The sequence below is a fragment of the Comamonas aquatilis genome (assembly GCF_965139575.1).
Classification (GTDB): domain Bacteria; phylum Pseudomonadota; class Gammaproteobacteria; order Burkholderiales; family Burkholderiaceae_C; genus Comamonas; species Comamonas aquatilis.
In genome coordinates this window covers 114,126-130,474 of the sequence record NZ_CBCSIW010000001.1, presented here as the reverse complement: position 1 = coordinate 130,474, position 16,349 = coordinate 114,126, and the positions used below count along the sequence as shown (strand labels likewise).

The 16,349-nt window shown below is 61.8% G+C and carries 13 protein-coding genes; 3 read left to right on the top strand and 10 right to left on the bottom strand.

From position 1 onward, the window contains the following. Positions 1–230 precede the first annotated feature (230 nt). From ACNAZA_RS00545 to ACNAZA_RS00530, 4 genes are all read right to left on the bottom strand, one after another. The gene (locus ACNAZA_RS00545; RefSeq protein WP_415794453.1) at positions 231–1,055 is read right to left on the bottom strand and encodes an ABC transporter ATP-binding protein; all 825 of its coding nucleotides are present in this window, start codon (positions 1,053–1,055) and stop codon (positions 231–233) included. Then, positions 1,052–2,008, bottom strand: coding sequence for a nitrate ABC transporter permease (ntrB, locus tag ACNAZA_RS00540; RefSeq protein ID WP_415794452.1), 957 nt, complete (start codon positions 2,006–2,008; stop codon positions 1,052–1,054). Before ntrB ends, ACNAZA_RS00545 begins: the two co-directional genes overlap by 4 nt. A 32-nt stretch (positions 2,009–2,040) precedes the next feature. Then, a complete protein-coding gene (locus ACNAZA_RS00535) occupies positions 2,041–3,324 on the bottom strand; it encodes a CmpA/NrtA family ABC transporter substrate-binding protein (RefSeq protein ID WP_415794450.1) in 1,284 nt (427 codons plus the stop codon). A gap of 270 nt (positions 3,325–3,594) precedes the next feature. Continuing rightward, entirely contained in the window at positions 3,595–4,887 is a 1,293-nt protein-coding gene (locus ACNAZA_RS00530; RefSeq protein WP_415794449.1) for a nitrate- and nitrite sensing domain-containing protein, read from the bottom strand. Positions 4,888–5,092: 205 nt separating this feature from the next. Here ACNAZA_RS00530 and ACNAZA_RS00525 point away from each other — a divergent pair, with 205 nt between their 5' ends. Then, positions 5,093–5,710 (top strand): glutathione S-transferase family protein, encoded by a 618-nt coding sequence (locus ACNAZA_RS00525; protein ID WP_415794448.1) that lies wholly within the window; start codon positions 5,093–5,095, stop codon positions 5,708–5,710. 164 nt (positions 5,711–5,874) lie between these two features. Here the strand turns inward: ACNAZA_RS00525 and ACNAZA_RS00520 are convergent, their stop codons facing one another. The 6 genes from ACNAZA_RS00520 to ACNAZA_RS00495 all read right to left on the bottom strand — a co-directional run bounded on the left by ACNAZA_RS00520 (position 5,875) and on the right by ACNAZA_RS00495 (position 13,809). Next, positions 5,875–6,252, bottom strand: a complete 378-nt coding sequence (locus ACNAZA_RS00520; RefSeq protein ID WP_415794447.1) for a PH domain-containing protein — start codon at positions 6,250–6,252, stop codon at positions 5,875–5,877. Positions 6,253–6,339: 87 nt separating this feature from the next. After that, a complete protein-coding gene (locus ACNAZA_RS00515) occupies positions 6,340–6,753 on the bottom strand; it encodes a ribosomal maturation YjgA family protein (RefSeq protein ID WP_415794445.1) in 414 nt (137 codons plus the stop codon). Positions 6,754–6,790: 37 nt separating this feature from the next. Further along, entirely contained in the window at positions 6,791–7,372 is a 582-nt protein-coding gene (locus ACNAZA_RS00510) for a hypothetical protein (protein WP_415794443.1), read from the bottom strand. 50 nt (positions 7,373–7,422) lie between these two features. Next, a complete protein-coding gene (locus ACNAZA_RS00505) occupies positions 7,423–10,290 on the bottom strand; it encodes an Hsp70 family protein (protein WP_415794442.1) in 2,868 nt (955 codons plus the stop codon). Positions 10,291–11,158: 868 nt separating this feature from the next. Beyond that, entirely contained in the window at positions 11,159–13,141 is a 1,983-nt protein-coding gene (locus ACNAZA_RS00500; RefSeq protein ID WP_415794441.1) for an Hsp70 family protein, read from the bottom strand. A 2-nt stretch (positions 13,142–13,143) separates the two neighbouring features. Next, entirely contained in the window at positions 13,144–13,809 is a 666-nt protein-coding gene (locus ACNAZA_RS00495) for a DUF2760 domain-containing protein (RefSeq protein WP_415794440.1), read from the bottom strand. A gap of 474 nt (positions 13,810–14,283) precedes the next feature. Here ACNAZA_RS00495 and ACNAZA_RS00490 point away from each other — a divergent pair, with 474 nt between their 5' ends. Next, the gene (locus ACNAZA_RS00490) at positions 14,284–15,186 is read left to right on the top strand and encodes a transporter substrate-binding domain-containing protein (protein ID WP_415794439.1); all 903 of its coding nucleotides are present in this window, start codon (positions 14,284–14,286) and stop codon (positions 15,184–15,186) included. 176 nt (positions 15,187–15,362) lie between these two features. Beyond that, positions 15,363–16,328 carry a Bug family tripartite tricarboxylate transporter substrate binding protein gene (locus tag ACNAZA_RS00485; RefSeq protein ID WP_415794438.1) on the top strand — a complete coding sequence of 322 codons (966 nt, stop codon included), beginning with the start codon at positions 15,363–15,365 and terminating at the stop codon, positions 16,326–16,328. The last annotated feature ends 21 nt before the right edge of the window (positions 16,329–16,349 follow it).

The window sequence follows — 16,349 nt, the reverse complement described above, 5'->3', positions numbered from 1 at the left end:
TGCATGAACGCGTAGACGTCTTTGTCTTTGGACTCTGGCACAGCCTTGCACCTTCGCCCTGTGGCCCACTTTGGCCACGCTGAACAATATGCAATTGCCATGCCAGCTTTTTTCAGCCTGCAGGCCGCATGCCTCTCGCCCTGCATGCACTGCTTTTGTGCAAGCCCGCTTTATTGCTGTGCAAAAAACATGGCGCCACCAGGCGCCATGCAACGTGAGAAGCCGAGGGTTCAGGCCGCTTTTTCCACATGCCCTTGGCGGGTGTAGAGAAAGTCGATCACGGCCTTGCGGTATAGCTGGTAGTTCGCGTCCTCGGCCAGCTCCACCCGGCTTCTGGGGCGCGGCAGCGCCACCTGCAGCACTTCGCCAATCGTGGCGGCGGGCCCGTTGGTCAGCATCACGATCTTGTCGGACAGCAGCACCGCCTCATCCACATCGTGCGTGACCATGACCACGGTACTGTGCGTGCGGGCCACGATCTCCAGCAACTCGTCCTGCAGCTTGGCACGCGTCAGCGCATCGAGCGCCCCAAACGGTTCGTCCATCAGCAAGACCTGGGGCTCCATGGACAGCGCCCGGGCAATGCCCACGCGCTGCTTCATGCCGCCAGAGATTTCGCCGGGCCGTTTCTGGGCCGCATGGCTGAGCCCCACCAGCGCCAGCGCGGCGGCCGTACGCTCGGCCAGCTGGGCCTTGTTCTCGCTCTTGCCAAACACGCGCTCCACCGCCAGGTACACATTGCCGTAGCAGGTGAGCCAGGGCAGCAGCGAATGGTTTTGAAACACCACGGCACGCTCAGGCCCCGGGCCTTTGATCTCCTTGTTGGCGCACAGCAGCACGCCTTGCGTGGGGGTGGTCAGTCCGGCAATCAGATTGAGCAAGGTGGACTTGCCGCAGCCCGAGTGACCGATCAGGCTCACGAACTCCCCCTGGGCAATGCTCAGATTGACGTTCTGCAAGGCCAGAAACACTCCTTTGGCGGTCTTGAAGCTTTGCTCCACATTCTGCACATCGATGAAGCGGGCCGCAGTCTGTTTGGATGGATGGGAATTCATGCCTTGACCTCCTCGAATGTGAATGCCGAAGCCAGCTTGACCAGTGCCCACTCCAGCACCAGGCCCACCAGGCCGATCACGAAAATCGCAATGATGATGTTCTTGACGTTGAGGTTGTTCCACTCGTCCCAGACCCAGAAGCCAATGCCCACGCCACCGGTCAGCATTTCAGCCGCCACGATCACCAGCCAGGCCGTGCCCACGGCCAGGCGCACGCCGGTCAGCATATAAGGCAGCACGGCCGGAAACAGAATGGTGGTGGCAATCTTCCATTCGCTGAGTTTGAGCACCCGCGCCACGTTCATATAGTCCTGGGGCACGCGCTGCACGCCCACCGCGGTGTTGATGACCATGGGCCAGATGGAGCAGATGAAAATCGTCCAGATGGCAGCAGGGTTGGCGCCCTTGAACAGCAGCAGACCAATCGGCAGCCAGGCCAGGGGCGACACCGGACGCAGCAGACTGATCAGCGGGTTGAACATGCGCGAGAGAAAGTCAAAGCGGCCGATGGCAAAACCCAGTGGAATGCCGACCAGCGCCGCCAGACCAAAGCCCACGCTCACGCGCTGCAGCGAGGCCAGAATGTTCCAGCCCACGCCCTGGTCGTTGGGGCCGTTGCGATAAAAGGGATCGCTGAAGACCTCCAGCGCCTGCTTCCAGGTATCGACTGGCGTGGGAATGCTGCCGCCGCTGCTGCTGGCGGCGATAGACCACAGCACCACCAGCAGCCCCAGGCCCATGGCCGGTGGCAGCAACCAGTTGAGCGCCGCGCTCAAATACTGGTTCAGGGAGATCCTGACCTTGGCCGCTTGTGCCGCAGGCGGCGGTGCTGGCGTGGATGGTGGCACTTGCACGGCAGTGGCGGGCACAGCGGCCGCTGCCGTCGCTGCATTGGCTGGTTCGGGCTGGTCGGCGCTGCGGGCAGGGGTCGATTCGATCAGTGCGCTCATCATGGCTCACTCCTTTCAGAACAGGGGTCGGTGCATCAGGCCTTGACAGCAAAGCTATCGGCGTAGCGCGCAGGATCGGCACCGCTCCAGCTGCTGCCGTCGATCAGCTTGCTGGTGCGCAGATCCGATTTGGGCAGGCTGACCTTCAGCTGCGAGGCCGCTTGCTTGAACAGCTCGGTCTTGTTGATCTTCTTGGCCACGGCCAGGTAGTCCGGATGGCTTTTGAGCAAGCCCCAGCGCTTGTGCTGGGTGAGAAACCACATGCCGTCCGACAGATAGGGATAGTTCACATCGCCATCGGCAAAGAACTTCATGTGATTGGGATCGTCCCAGGTCTTGCCCAGACCGTTTTGATAGCGCCCCAGAATGCGCTGGTTGATCGCATCCACGCTGGTGTTCACATAAGACTTGGCGGCAATGGTCTCCGCCATCTTCAGCTTGTTTTGCATGCTGGCATCAATCCAGCGCCCGGCCTCCATCACGGCCATCATCACGGCGCGTGCGGTATTGGGGTTCTTGTTGGCAAAGTCGCCGGTACAGCCCAGCACTTTTTCGGGGTGATCGCGCCAGATGTCCTGCGAGGTGACGGCCGTGATACCTATGCCATCCATGATGGCGCGGTGGCCCCAGGGCTCGCCTACGCAATAGCCGTCCATATTGCCCACGCGCATATTGGCCACCATCTGCGGCGGCGGCACGGTGATGACCTTGGCATCCTTGATTGGATTGATGCCAGCACTGGCCAGCCAGTAGTACAACCACATGGCATGGGTGCCCGTAGGAAAGGTCTGGGCAAAGGTGTATTCGCGCTTTTCTGCGGCCATCAGTTTGGCCAGGGAAGCTGCATCCACCGCACCTTTTTCCGCCAGTTTTTTGGACAGCGTGATGGCCTGCCCGTTGCGGTTGAGCGTCATCAGCACGGCCATGTCTTTTTGCGGTCCGCCCACGCCCAGATGCATGCCGTAAACCATGCCGTAGAGCACATGGGCAAAGTCCAGATCGCCATTGACCAGCTTGTCGCGCACGCCGGCCCAGCTGGCCTCCTTGGTGGGCGTGATCTTGACGCCGTATTTCTGATCCAGCCCCAGTACCGAGGCCATGACCACGCTGGCGCAATCGGTCAGCGGGATAAAGCCTATCTTCACTTCCTTGATTTCAGGGGCATCCGAGCCGGCAGCCCAGGCGCCATGGTGGCCCAGAGCGCCATAGAGAAAAGCGCCCGATGCCGCGCCTGCACTGAGGCGCAAGAAGTCGCGGCGCCCCGTGGCCGTGGGTCTCGCGCAGGGGGTAAAAGCGGGTGACGATTGGCGCTTGCTCATGAGAAAACTCCATCAAGAATCGTGGTGAAAACCTGGACCTCAAAACAAAACGGCGTCCTTGCCTCCCCGGTTCGGAGAAGAAAGGGACGCCGTTGTCCTGAGCTACTTGTAATAACGCTAAAGCCCGACCGCCTTTGGCCTGCTTGATGTAGAAGACAAAGCAGAATTCATGCCAGCTTTTTCCCATCGCAGCCAAAAGGGAGAGCCCTGGGCCGACCTCCTCGCCAGCCCTTCTTTGGTGCGGTGCAGCAGAGAATCTGCACCATCGAGCTACGCTTTGGTGCCAACTCCCGCAGGCAGCAACTCCACCGTCGCCAATACGGCCTCGGCCACGTCCAGCATGCGTCGGTTCTGGTTCATGGCGGTCTGGCGTATGAGCTTGTAGGCATCGCTCTCGCTCATCTGCCGGTAGCTCATCAGCACGCCCTTGGCCTGCTCAATCGTCTTGCGCTCCTTCAAGGAGGTTCTCGCCTTGTCGATTTCCGTCTGCATCAGCTGCAGGCGCTGCGCCTGCTCCTGCACCAGAGACAAAATGGAACGCCCCAGCTGCGGCCCGCAGCCCAGGTCCATGGGCCAGGGCATGCCAGGCGCAGGCTCGTTGAAAAACTGCATGCCATCCGCAGACTGGCCTGGAGCCGGGTCTGGCATACCGTCTGGCAACTGCAAGCGCTGCAACTGCTGAGACAGACTGGTACGGGCAAGCGCCAGCTTTTGATCGCACAGGCTCTCCAGCTCCTGCGCCAGCAGGGCTTCAATTTGGTGCATGGCATCCAGCCTCAGCGAGCAGGCTTCAAACCAGACGCTGTTGAGCGCCCAGTCCAGCGTGCTGCCCGGCGGGCTGGTGCAGGCAATACGGCGCAAACGTTCGATCACCGCCATATCCGCGCAGGACTGGTTTTGCGTTTGCCAGCAGGCCGCCACTGCCGGCGATGCAAAATCCGCAAATACCTGAAAGCACTTGTCCTGAGACTCAATCAGATGCAGCCAGTGGTGCTGGCGTGCCGCGCTGCACACCCCGCTGGCAAAGGCGGCCGCACCGGCGGCACGCTCCTGGCCCGTAAGCTCCTTGCCCTGCATGAAGTGAAACATGGCTACCAGGGTGCGGGAGATATCGGGATCGCAAGCGCTATCGGCCGCCTCGAATACCACGGTCAGGCAGCCGGCAACCAGGCGCATATAGGCCTGCGTGCTTTCCTCGGGCGTCAGCCGCTGTCCATCCCGGTGGGCCCGCAGCAGCGGCAAGGCCTCAACCCCTTGCAGCGCATAGGCAATCGCACTGAAAAGCCGCGCCCCATGCGCGCCGGACAGGCCTAGGCTGAAGGCCTCCAGCGTTGCACTGAGCTCGGTGATCGCCTGCTGCACCCAAGGCTGGTGCTGATCCAGTTCCTCCCGGCCCTGCGAGCCCTCGCTGGCCAGAAAGATATTGGACAGGCCCCGCTCTTTTTGCAGAGCATGTATCAGCTGCGACATGCGACTGACCAGGGCGCAAGCGCTGCCGAGCTGCTCCAGCTCGGCAATTTCGTTTTGCCTTGCCGCAACCAGGTAGTGCAGAGGGGTTTTCATGGGGTAATGCTTGTTGTCATGCTGATACCTGAAACGAACAGCACATTTCATGCCACCTCAGGCCAGCGAACGACCTTGTTACACCAATGCAGGGCGACTGCCAATCGGCAAGCAGGATGAACGCTCACCTTCAGGGAATTCAGGCCGCGGCTGCAGACCGGCGCGCGCCCTACACTGGCAGGCACCTCATTTCTGGAGACCGACCTTGGCAACCCCACTCACGCTGTACTATGCTGCCGGCACCTGCGCTCAGGTCGTGCTGATTGCGCTCTACGAAGCCGACGCGCAGTTCACGCTCAAGACGCTGAGCTTTTCCGACCATGAGCAGCGCAGCCCCGAATACCTGACCCTCAATCCCAAGGGCCGCGTGCCTGCGCTGGTCACCGAAAGAGGCGTGCTGACCGAGGTTCCTGCGCTGCTTCTGTATGTGGCGCAGACCTATCCGCAAGCCGCTCTGGCACCGCTGGACGATGCCTTCGCGTTGGCTCAGATGCAGGATTTCAATGCCTATCTGGCCTCCACCGTGCATGTTGCCCACGCCCACCGCATGCGGGCATCGCGCTGGGCCGACGATGAAGCCGCTCAGGCCGCCATGCGCGCCAAGGTGCAGCAGAATATGTACGAATGCTTTTCCGTAATCGAGAAGCACTACCTGGGCGACAAGCCCTGGGTGATGGGCGAGCAATTCACCGTGGCCGATGGCTATCTGTACATCTTGGCCAGTTGGCTTAAAGGTGATGGCGTGGACATTGCCGACTTCCCCCGCGTGGCAGCCCATTCCGAGCGTATGCGCGCCAGGGCTTCGGTGCAGAAGCTGCCGTGAAAAGGCGTGGCGCTCTCCATCCGCACTGAACCGGACTTCCCCTGACCCCAGACAGGGCAGGGTGCGGTAACGGGGTTTGAACTGCCGGGCTGACTCATCCCCCTAAGCCAACCAGCGGCAAAGGCTTGTTGCCCCAGACATGCACGGCGATCAACTCTGTCAACTCACTTCAGCACATAGCTGGCCAGAATCGACTGCACTTCGTAAATGCTCAGTTTCTTGTTGAATTGCTTTTGCACAGGCGTCGCCATGCCGGAAATCCAGATCTTCAGTTCGGCATCCAGATCGAAGGTTCCGCCGGTCTCCACGCTGAAGTGGGTAATGCTTTTGTAGGGCACGGAGTGGTAATCCACCTTGCTGCCGGTGATGCCCTGCTTGTCCACCAGCACCAGGCGCTTGTCGGTAAAGACGAAGTAGTCGCGGATCAGTTGGTACGCATGCTCCACCCTCTCGCCCGGCGCCAGAATCTGCGCAAACTCCGCTTGAATCTTGCCCGCATCCATCTTGGATGCGTTACCCAACATACCGTCCAGCAATCCCATGGCAGTTACCTCAATCCCTGTGTTGTATGACAGGCCGATTCTAAACAGCGTACGCAGCAGCCCCGCAGCGCATCACGCCCACGCGGCTCAAGCGTTCAAGTCTTGCGCTTGTGCCACACGGCGCCAGGGCCAGCAGGCATCCACCAGCGCGCCCCAGCCTATGCCGACCACATAGGCCGCCAAGTCCAGCGGATCAAAGCCATTGCCCAGCACCAGATACGCCAGCTTGTTGGCGCGCAGCGCCTGCATCCAGGGCGCCTGATAGAGCTGCAGAAACTCGATGGCAAAAGCGATCAGCAGAGAGAGGCCGACCAAACGCCACCGCGTCATGGATGGCTTGACCCAGGCCACGCACAGGAACACGACCCAGGCCCACAGCGCATCGCCCGGGTAGTTGCCCAGCACCGCCGGGAACGGCAGCCAGCCCCGACGAGAGGCAAGTCCGATGGCGATAACCAGCGCCGCTAGAAAGCTCAAAGCAAATCGACTACGTCTACTCATGGACAACTCGAAAACCACATAAACGCGCCGTCAATCTTCAATTGAATTTCTTTCTGGGAAGCTTGGCTTCAGCAACCTCTTGATACAGCACAGGCTCTATATCAATTCGTCCATCGTGAATGGCATGACAGTGAACGGCTGCCTGACGTCCATGTATTTGCAAATACGTATGAGCTACACGATGCGCTTGAAGAAAAAGCCTTTCAACCTCATCCGCCTCACCGGCATTAACCACTGCGCGGATGACTACCCAAACATTTATGTCTTCTAGGTAGATCACATTCTGGATCTCAACTGCTTTCCCATCAGCACGCGATAGCAAACGATCTAGAAAAATACCAACGGGCCTTTTAGCAGTCCTCTCGTATAGCTCATCAAATATCTTCTTCGCAAAGCACGAAGCAACAAATATGGAAAAAGCACCTGCAATTTCGCCCAAATATTGCGCATAAAAACGGGGCTCGTCAGGTACAACCAACAGAGAGCGGAAGTAGCTTGGATTGCTCGTCCACCCCTCCTCCTCATGAAAATCCTCAAACTCGCCCTCGATGGCAGCAGCAACAGAACGATAGAACTCGGCATTCCCTTCGCACAGGTATGTAAAGGCAATCGGACTCATAGTCTTTTCAAGCTCCAAAAGTTCACAAGAAACCCAACATTAGGCCACTTTTACAGCAGCACCAGCCCCGGCGGCAGGCTGTCGCCCAGGCTGCGTTTGTGGTCCTCGGCCTCCATCTGCACCACCTGCTCCACCAGCTCTATCCAGCGCTGCGGCGCGCCGCTGGAGCGCATTTTTTCCAGCACCTGCTCCCGCACGGCATCGGGCAGATCGCGGGCGCGGTCGCCGGTCATGCGGGCCATTTGCACGGCGGCGAACATGGCGGTTTCGTTCTTGCGCCAGTCCTGGGCCAGCGTGGCGTCCAGAAACTCCTGTGCGGCTTCGGGCGGCATCACCAGATGTGCATTGGCAGCCAGCGACTGGCGCACGGCCAGACGGCCAATCGCCCACCAGGTCTGCACGGTTTCGCCTTCGCGCTCGAGGCGCTGCAGCATCCACTGCCCCATCTCCTGGCGGTACTGCCAGGGCACGGCTTCCATGGCGGCAAACAGGCGCAGCATGTCGTCATAGCTGCCGTGGCTTGATTTGCCGCCGGCGCGGGTGGTTTGCTGCACGGTTTTTTGCATCTGGCCGGCCACGGCTTCCAGCACCTGCATTTGCTGCTCTTCGTTAAGACCGGCCGCCACGCGGCGCCAGAAGACCCACCATTCCGTCCAGTTGGCCGCTTCCTTACCATGGCCCAGGCCCTGGGGATACAAGGCCCAGACCTGCGCCATGCGCCAGCCATCGAGCTCGGCGCCCACGCCGGGGCGCAGGCACCAGCCGGCAAGGTTCAGCCACACGCGTTCATGCTCGGCCGTGCGGCGGCGGCGCTTGGCGCGGGCCAGCAACGCATCAAACAGGGCGCGCAGCAGGCCCACCTCCCAGCCCTCGCGCGGGCCCAACACCTTCTCCAGCGATTGGCGCAGCTGGCGTACTTCCTTGGCCGTCACCTCCTGCGCCTGGGTGCCAAAAATGCGCTCGATCAGCGCCAAGGCTTCGGGCAGCCTGGTGGCCTGAGAATTCAAGCCTTTTGGTTCTTCAGCGCTTGATGCATCTGCGCTGGCAGCTATGTTTTCTGCAGCAACCGCACCGCGCACGGCAAAGGGCAGCAGCCAGGACTGGGCGGCATCCTGCACGGCCACGCAGCGCACCTCCAGCGTGCCGACCTCGCTCATGCTGGCCTGCAGCTGCACCTCCACCTGCGCAGCGGCCAGGCCTTCGGGCACGGGCAGCACGGTGGCCAACGGGGGCAGCTCCACCCAGCCGTCGCCCGTCAAAGGCGCTATCTGTCCGGCCTGCACGGGGACGCTGCTCTGGCTATTGGCCAACAGATTGAAGCGCACGGCCTGGCCCAGCTTGAGCGCAAAGCGCCGGCCCGAGAGCACGATGCGCACGCCCTCTTCCGTGCCGCGCGGCAGCAGGCACAGGCCTTGGGGAGCTTGGCCTTTTTTTCCCGGCAGCAGCAGCCAGTAGCTGCGCGCCGCACCGCCGCCAATCCGGGGAATCATGGTTTTGATAGCTGCCAGCGCTTGCTGTGCTTGCACCGCAGGCCGATTGACCTCTGATTTTTCTTGCAACTCGGCCTGCACCCGTGCCAGCCCATAGGCCGCCGCGCCACGCGCCACGGCCCAGTCCGGATGCGGGTTGTGCAGCACGCGCACCGCTTTGCCGCGCCACTGGCCAAGCAAGTCAGTCAGCCGCTGCACCAGCGCATGGGCATGGAACACGCCGCCGTTGAGCAGCACGGTATCTGGCAAAGCACCGCCTGCGTGCAGACTCAGAAACTGCGCCAGATGGCGGCTGATGGCCGCATCGGCCGGATATGGCAGACCAAAACCGCGCAGCGCGCCCTGGCGCTTGGCCGGCACATCGCTTATCTGCGCGGGCGGCAGAAAGCCTTCGACCACGCGGCTCTGCACCTGCGTGCGCGTCAACGTGGCGGTCTGGGTTTGCGCCAGCAAACGGCTACCGCCACCCAGCAAGGTAATGCTGAGCTGCTCGGGCGCATCTTGTGCCAGCAACTGTTCCTTGGCCACGCGGCAGCGCTGCACCAGCTGGGCAAAACGCTGGGCCGGCAGCTTGTTACCCTCATCTGCAAAAGCCGGTTCGAGCTGATGTGCCAGCGCCAAATCCATGTTGTCGCCGCCCAGCATCAAATGCTCGCCCACGGCGGTGCGGGTCAGCGTGGGTAGGCCGCCTTCGGGGTCGGCCTCCACGCGGATCAGCGTCAAATCGGTGGTGCCTCCGCCCACGTCCACCACCAGCACCAGGCGGCTGTCGGCCAGTTGGGCCGCCAGCTGCTCGCCTTGCAGCAGCAGCCAGTCATGAAACGCGGCCTTGGGCTCTTCCAGCAGTTGCACACCGGGCAAACCGGCCAGTTGCGCTGCCTCCAGCGTCAACGCACGCGCGCCTTCGTCAAACGAGGCGGGCACGGTCAGCACCACGGTTTGCGCCTGCAGCGGCGCTTCAGGGTGAGCCTTATCCCAGGCCGCTTTGACATGGGCCAGATACGAGCTTGATGCCGCCAGCGGCGAGACCTTGACCACCTCCTCGTCAGCGCCCCAGGGCAGTATGGGCGCCGTGCGATCCACGCCGGTATGCGAGAGCCAGCTTTTGGCACTGGCCACCAGTCGGCCAGGCACGGCCGTGCCCAGGTCTCGAGCCCAGCGGCCGATGACGGCGGGCGCGGCCTCATCTGCGCCCTGCGGAGGCCAGGGCTGCTGCCAGCTATCACCCAGCTCGCCAGGTGCCGCCTGATAGCGCACCGAAGGCAGCAGGGGCAGGGCCACGACTTCGCCTGCGGCGCTGCGCTGGGGAATATCCAGCAACGCAATATCGCCCGCCGCACCGGTCAGCGAAACGCTTGCGACGACCGTGTGGCTGGTGCCGAGATCGATGCCGACTATATAAGCGGGCTGAGTGGAATTGACAGTCATGAAGCCAGGGACGATACGCTACGGAGGTGGCTGATCGTAACAATTGGCAGCAAGGACTGTGGAGTGCAGTTCTTTTCGCCTGTGGCCGTGTTTGGGAGATTCACCAATCTCCGTCCTCCCTCCAGATTCACAGGGCATACAGCTGCATTGACTGAGGTTCAGGACAGAGGACGGGTCTCGGCCCGCCTGCCGACTTACTTTCTTGCTTGTGCAAGAAAGTAAGCAAAGAACACAGCCCCAACTGCCCCCGTCCCTCCGGCTTCGCCTGCGGGCAACCTGCGCCGTCAACCTCTTGTTGCTGTGCGGCCCAACTCACTTCGCGGCAAGCCGCTCCGTTTAGACAAACGGCCGCAAGTTAGAAATTGATGCGTCTGCACTCTGCGGTGCAGCCGCCCGCCACAAGAGGCCGCCGCCGCAGGCGGGGCACAAGGGGCAAGACCGAATGCGAGATAGCTTCTTTATCAAAAGAGATAGCTGCTACAGTAAATGGAATAAGAACTAAAAGCCAATTTCGTCACAAACCGGCAGGCCGTCCGCACCCTCCCGTGTGTCTACGCCTGCGGCACGTGGTTCAGGCTGCGGGCATTGGCACCGCAGACTGGATTGCGTGACGCAGGTTTGCCCGTAGCGAAGCGCAGGGACGCAGACAGTCGGGTTGCGCTCTTTGCTTACTTTCTGGCGACAGAAAGTGAGTCGCCCGCCGGGGCGAAATCCCGGCCTAAGGCAACATCGCCACAGCAAAATCCAATCAAGACTCATAGCTCCTAGCGCTTTCTGCATCAGCGCTAGAGGCTTAAAACAGCCAAAAACAACAAAGCCCGCCAACCATCCGGTCAGCGGGCTTTCTCAATCAAGCAACTAAGCGGCTTTACTCGGCAACTTCCGCCGAAGTCTCGGCCCGCACATCAAACTCCACCTTCCAGCGGTCGGTGCCACCCACGGGCACGGCATTGAGTTCCAGTGTGCCGATATCGGTCACACGCGCTTCCAGGGTCACAGGCACGACCTCGCCGGCGGCACGGCCGGCAGCAGGCAGGTTCAGCTCGATCTCCTGCAGCTCCACCAGCTCTTCGGGGCCCCAGAAATCCAGCATGGTGCCGACCTGATCGGTGCGGCGCACGGAGGAGCCGAAGAAGCGCAGGCGCACGGGCTCGCCGACGACCAGACCCAGTTCCAGATCGGTCAAGGCCACTTCCGTGCCCTCTTCCATGCCGAACGGTGCCAGGCACAAGGCTGACATGGGCGGCTCCATGCCGGGGATGGCCGGCATATTGCTTTCCACGCCCACGTAGTAGGACTGGGCGGTGCCGCCGCGGATGCGCACGCCGCGGCCGCTGGTGGCAATATGGCCGTAGTAGGCCGCGCCACGGGCGACGGCCAGGTCGAGATTGGCGCCATCCAGCAGGCGGGCGGGTTCGGACGCTTCTTCGTCCAGCCAGCCGTTGATGACTTCCAGAATGCGCTGTTCGATCTGCGGAGCCTTGAGCACGCCGCCGTTGAACAGAATGGCCGTGGGGTGCAGGAAGGTGGAACCATCCACCTGCTCGGCGTTCAGACCATCGATCTCGGCCAGTGCATTGACCTGGCGGGTCAGGAAGGCGGCCAGATGGCGGGTAACGGCTGCGTCTTGTGCGTAAGGCAGGCCCAGTTGCGTGAGCGCAGCACGGGCGCGGGTCTGGGGCTTGGCGCTGACAGCAACCTTGGGGAAGAAACCTTCGACCAACATGGCCAACACTTCGCTGCGCGTGACTTCGGTGCGGATACTGCCGCCGATGAGCTTGCTGCCACGGCTGGGCACAACCACGGGCACGGCTTGCAGGTTTTCGTCGGCCAGCAGCTGCTCCTTGGCAGCGCGGCAGCCGTGGGCCAGGGCGCGGGTTTGCCAGGCGTCTAGCTGCTTGCCCTCGGCCGCCAGCTTGCGGGCCACGCCATAGGCCAGGGCCAGGTCCATATTGTCGCCACCGAGCAAGATGTGCTCGCCCACGGCAATGCGTTGCAGCTCCAGATTGCCTTCGCGTTCGCGCACGGCGATCAGCGAGAGGTCGGTGGTGCCGCCGCCCACGTCCACGACCAGAATCACGTCACCGTTGTTGACCTGCTTGCGCCAGTCGCCTCCGCTGGCCTGAATCCAGCTGTAAAGCGCGGCCTGGGGTTCTTCCAGCAGCGTGAGCTTGTTGAAACCGGCAGCCTTGCAGGCCTCGGCCGTCAGCTCGCGCGCGGCGGGGTCGAAGGAGGCGGGAATGGTGACGGTGATGTCTTGCTGGGCAAACGGAGCCTCGGGGTGGGCTTGTTCCCAGGCCCAGCGCAGATGCTCGAGATAACGGATAGACGCCGTCAGCGGCGAGATGCGGCTGACTTCTTCAGGTGCATCGGCTGGCAGCAAGGGCGAGCGGCGATCGACACCAGGGTGGCAGAGCCAGCTTTTGGCGCTGCTGACCAGACGAATCGGTGTGGCCGCGCCACGGCTGCGGGCGAATTCACCGACGATGAAATCCTGCGCTGCCGCGCCGGGCAAGTTGCGCTCGGCCTCGCTCAGCTCGCTTTCATGCGGCAGGTAGAGAAAGGACGGCAGCAGAGGCTGGGCCTCGACGCTGGCCGGAGCCGAAAGCTGGGGAATGTCCAGCACGCCTTGGACGATCTTCTCGCCGTCGCTGGCGGTCTTGTCCACATAGGACAGCGCGCAATGCGTGGTGCCCAGGTCGATACCGATGCTGAACTGCGCCGCAGATTCAGAGCGATTTTGGCCTGTAGCACTGGCTGTTTGTGCGTTGGCAGCTACGGTATTTGCAGCATCCACGGCAGGGGTCTGCGCAGCATGGCCGGAGGCAGCAATCGAAGAGAACATATTCATGCTTACAGCTCCACTTCGGCTTGGGCGATAACTTTGGCAGCCTGGATGTCGGTCAGCTGGGGCAGCTTGACGTCGGTGACTTGCCAGCCACGGTGGGACAGCGTGCCGGTGAACGGGGCCTGGCCGACCACATTGCCGGTCAGGCGTACGGCGGAGGCGTCAAAGCCGGCCTGCAGCGTGAGACGGGAGCCTTCGGCCTCGGAGCGCACGGGAGCAATGGTGAAATGCTCGCGCAGCACCTTGCGGCAGCCTTCATGCACCACACGGGCGGCAGCGCCGATTTCGGCATCGGTATAGGGCGCCACGTCTTCCTGGACGAAATCCACAAAGCGTGCTTCGCGCTGCATCAGGCCCAGCAGTTGCAGGGCTGCGGTATCGGTGGGCACTTCCACGGTCTTTTCGACCAGTCGCTCCACCGGCACTTCGACGCGCTTTTCCACTGTTTTTTCCACGATCTTCTCGACCGGGATTTCCACGCGGACTTCGACGATTTTCTCCACGGGCACTTCGACGCGCACTTCCTTGGGCGCCACATCGGCGGCAAAGGCTTCACCGGCGCGTACGCGGTTCACATCGGCGGCCAGGCGGCCGTTGCCTAGGATGGCAAAAAAGCTGCCGATCGCAATGGCGATGCGGCTGAGGAATGAGGGGGGTGTGTTGGCAGTCATGGAATCTGTCTCAAAACAGGTTCACGCATGCCAGGATTCTTCCGTGGCGCCCTTGCGGGCCTGCGCTGCGCGAACCGAAAATAGAGCCCGGGCCCGGCAGCTTCTGCACGGCCCGGCCCTGGCGGCACCAGGCAGGACACGCCGGACATATGTGCGCGCGGGCCTGTGCAATAGGCGCAGATGTTACCCAAAAGCACAATCTGCCGCCTCATGACGGCCTTGCGGCCTGCAGGTCATACGCCGCAAGCATGACCTTCTTCCGTTTCATCGTTATGACGGCAGCCGCAATTGCCGGATAGTTGATGCAGGCACTTGACGGATGCTTGCAGGCTGCTCAGAGAAGGCTCTGACCCGCTACGCAGCCGTTGGTTGATGCCTGCTTCATGGGCTGCAGGCAATGCGTAGCACCATGGAGGACTGAAAAACAACCGCATTGCGCTTTTGCTTTCACCTATATCCCGAGGAGACACCCCCATGCGCTTGATGACCGCGAACATAACGCTGGCATGTACCGCCCTTCTGGCCGCTTTTGGCGCCCAGGCACAGACTGCGCCCGGCGGAACGCTGGACAAGGTTCAGAAATCCGGCAAGGTCGTCATCGGCGTGCGCGAAAGCTCGGCACCCATGGCCTACGCCATAGGCGCCAATCACCGCTTCGCCGGCTACCACGTGGAGCTTTGCGAGAAGGTGCTGGCCCAGGTCGCTCCCAGCGCCAAGATTGAGTACATGGCCATCACGGCCCAGAACACCATGCCCCTGGTGCAGAACGGCACGGTAGACCTGGGCTGCGGCCCCACGACCAACAACCTGAGCCGCCAGAAGCTGGTGTCCTTCGCCGTCACCACCTATGTCAGCCAGGTGCGCATGGCCGTGCGTGCGGACTCGCCCGTCACCTCGTTCAAGCAGCTGGACGGCAAGACCGTGGCGGCATCGACCGGCACCACCGCCGTGCAGTTGCTGCGCAAATTCGGCCACGAAAACAATGTGAAGCTGCCGACCCAGCTGGGCAAGGACCACTTCGAAAGCTTTCTGATGCTGGAGTCCGGCCGCGCCGATGCCTTTGTGCTGGACGACAATCTGCTGGCCGGCGTGCTGGCCAACTCCAAGGACCCCAAGGGCTACAAGATCGTGGGCGAGGTGCTGGGGTCCGAACCCATCGCCCTGCTGATGCGCAAGGACGACCCCACGTTCAAGAAGGCCGTGGACGACGCGCTGATGCGCATGATGAAGAGCGGCGAAGTGGCCAAGGTCTACGACAAGTGGTTTATGCAGCCCATTCCGCCCAAGGAAATGCCGCTGAACCTGCCCATGAGCGACACCCTCAAGCAGCTGCTGCAAAACCCCAACGACAAGCCGCTGGAAGCCTACGCATCGTAAGCAGCCCGCAGATGAGCTACCAAAGCACATTGGTGCAAGCCCATCTGTCATCCCCAGACACAAGGGCATAAAAATTGCAGCGTTTGCCTTGAGCGCCCAAGATGCCGTTGCATGCATCGCATGCACCCAGGCATCAGCTCAGCAACACTGCAAGCACAGAGAGGAACTGCACCATCATGCAACGTCGTCATTTCATGCTCACAAGCGCCATAGCGCTGGGCCTGCCAGCCGTCCAGGCACAAAGCCCTTGGCCCCAGAAACCCGTTCGGGTCGTGATTCCGTATGCCGCCGGCGGTGTGACGGACAGTGTGGGCCGCAAGCTCGTGGACAAGATGGGGCAAGTCCTGGGACACAACTTTGTTGTCGAAAACAAAGGCGGAGCAGGCGGCACGCTTGGCATGGCAGAAATGGCCAAGGCTGCTCCCGATGGCTACACGCTGGCGCTCAGCGCCATCAGCCCGTTGACGCTGTCACCGCACCTGATGAAGCTGCCTTACGATCCGTTCAAAGACATTACGGCGGTCGTCCCCATGATGTACTCGCCCGTCTATGTCCTGGCCACCACCGCGTTCAAGGGCAGCAGCTGGCAAGACCTGATTGCGCAAGCCAAAGCCAATCCGGGCAGTGTTCGCATTGCCACCTCGGGGATAGGCTCGGTCGGCCACATCATGGTGGAGCAGATTCAGGCCAAGACCGGCGCGCAGTTCATCCATGTGCCCTACAAAGGCGTGGGGCAGACCGTCACCGATGCGGTAGGCGCGCATTTCGAAATCATGATGGGCAACCCGTTTTCGACCGTCAACAGCCTGATCGAACAAGGCAAGTTGCGCGTGCTGGCAACCACGGGCCCTCAACGTGCGCCCAATCAGCCCAAAGTGGCGACCCTGGCAGAACTGGGCGTGCCAGAGGCCAACCTCACCTCCCTGTTCGGCTTTATGGCTCCGGCGGGCACGCCAGCGAGCATTGTGGAAAAGCTTAATGCCCTGGTGCAGCAGCAGGTGCAAACCAAGGAAATTCAGGACCTGCTGAACGCCACGGACAACATCGCCTTGCGGCAAAGCGCTGCCACATTCACGGACTTGCTGCGCAAGGAAAGTGACAACAACGCGGCCATCATCAAAAAGGCCGGCATCCGGATCTGAGCGTCTGGCGTGCAAGCGTTG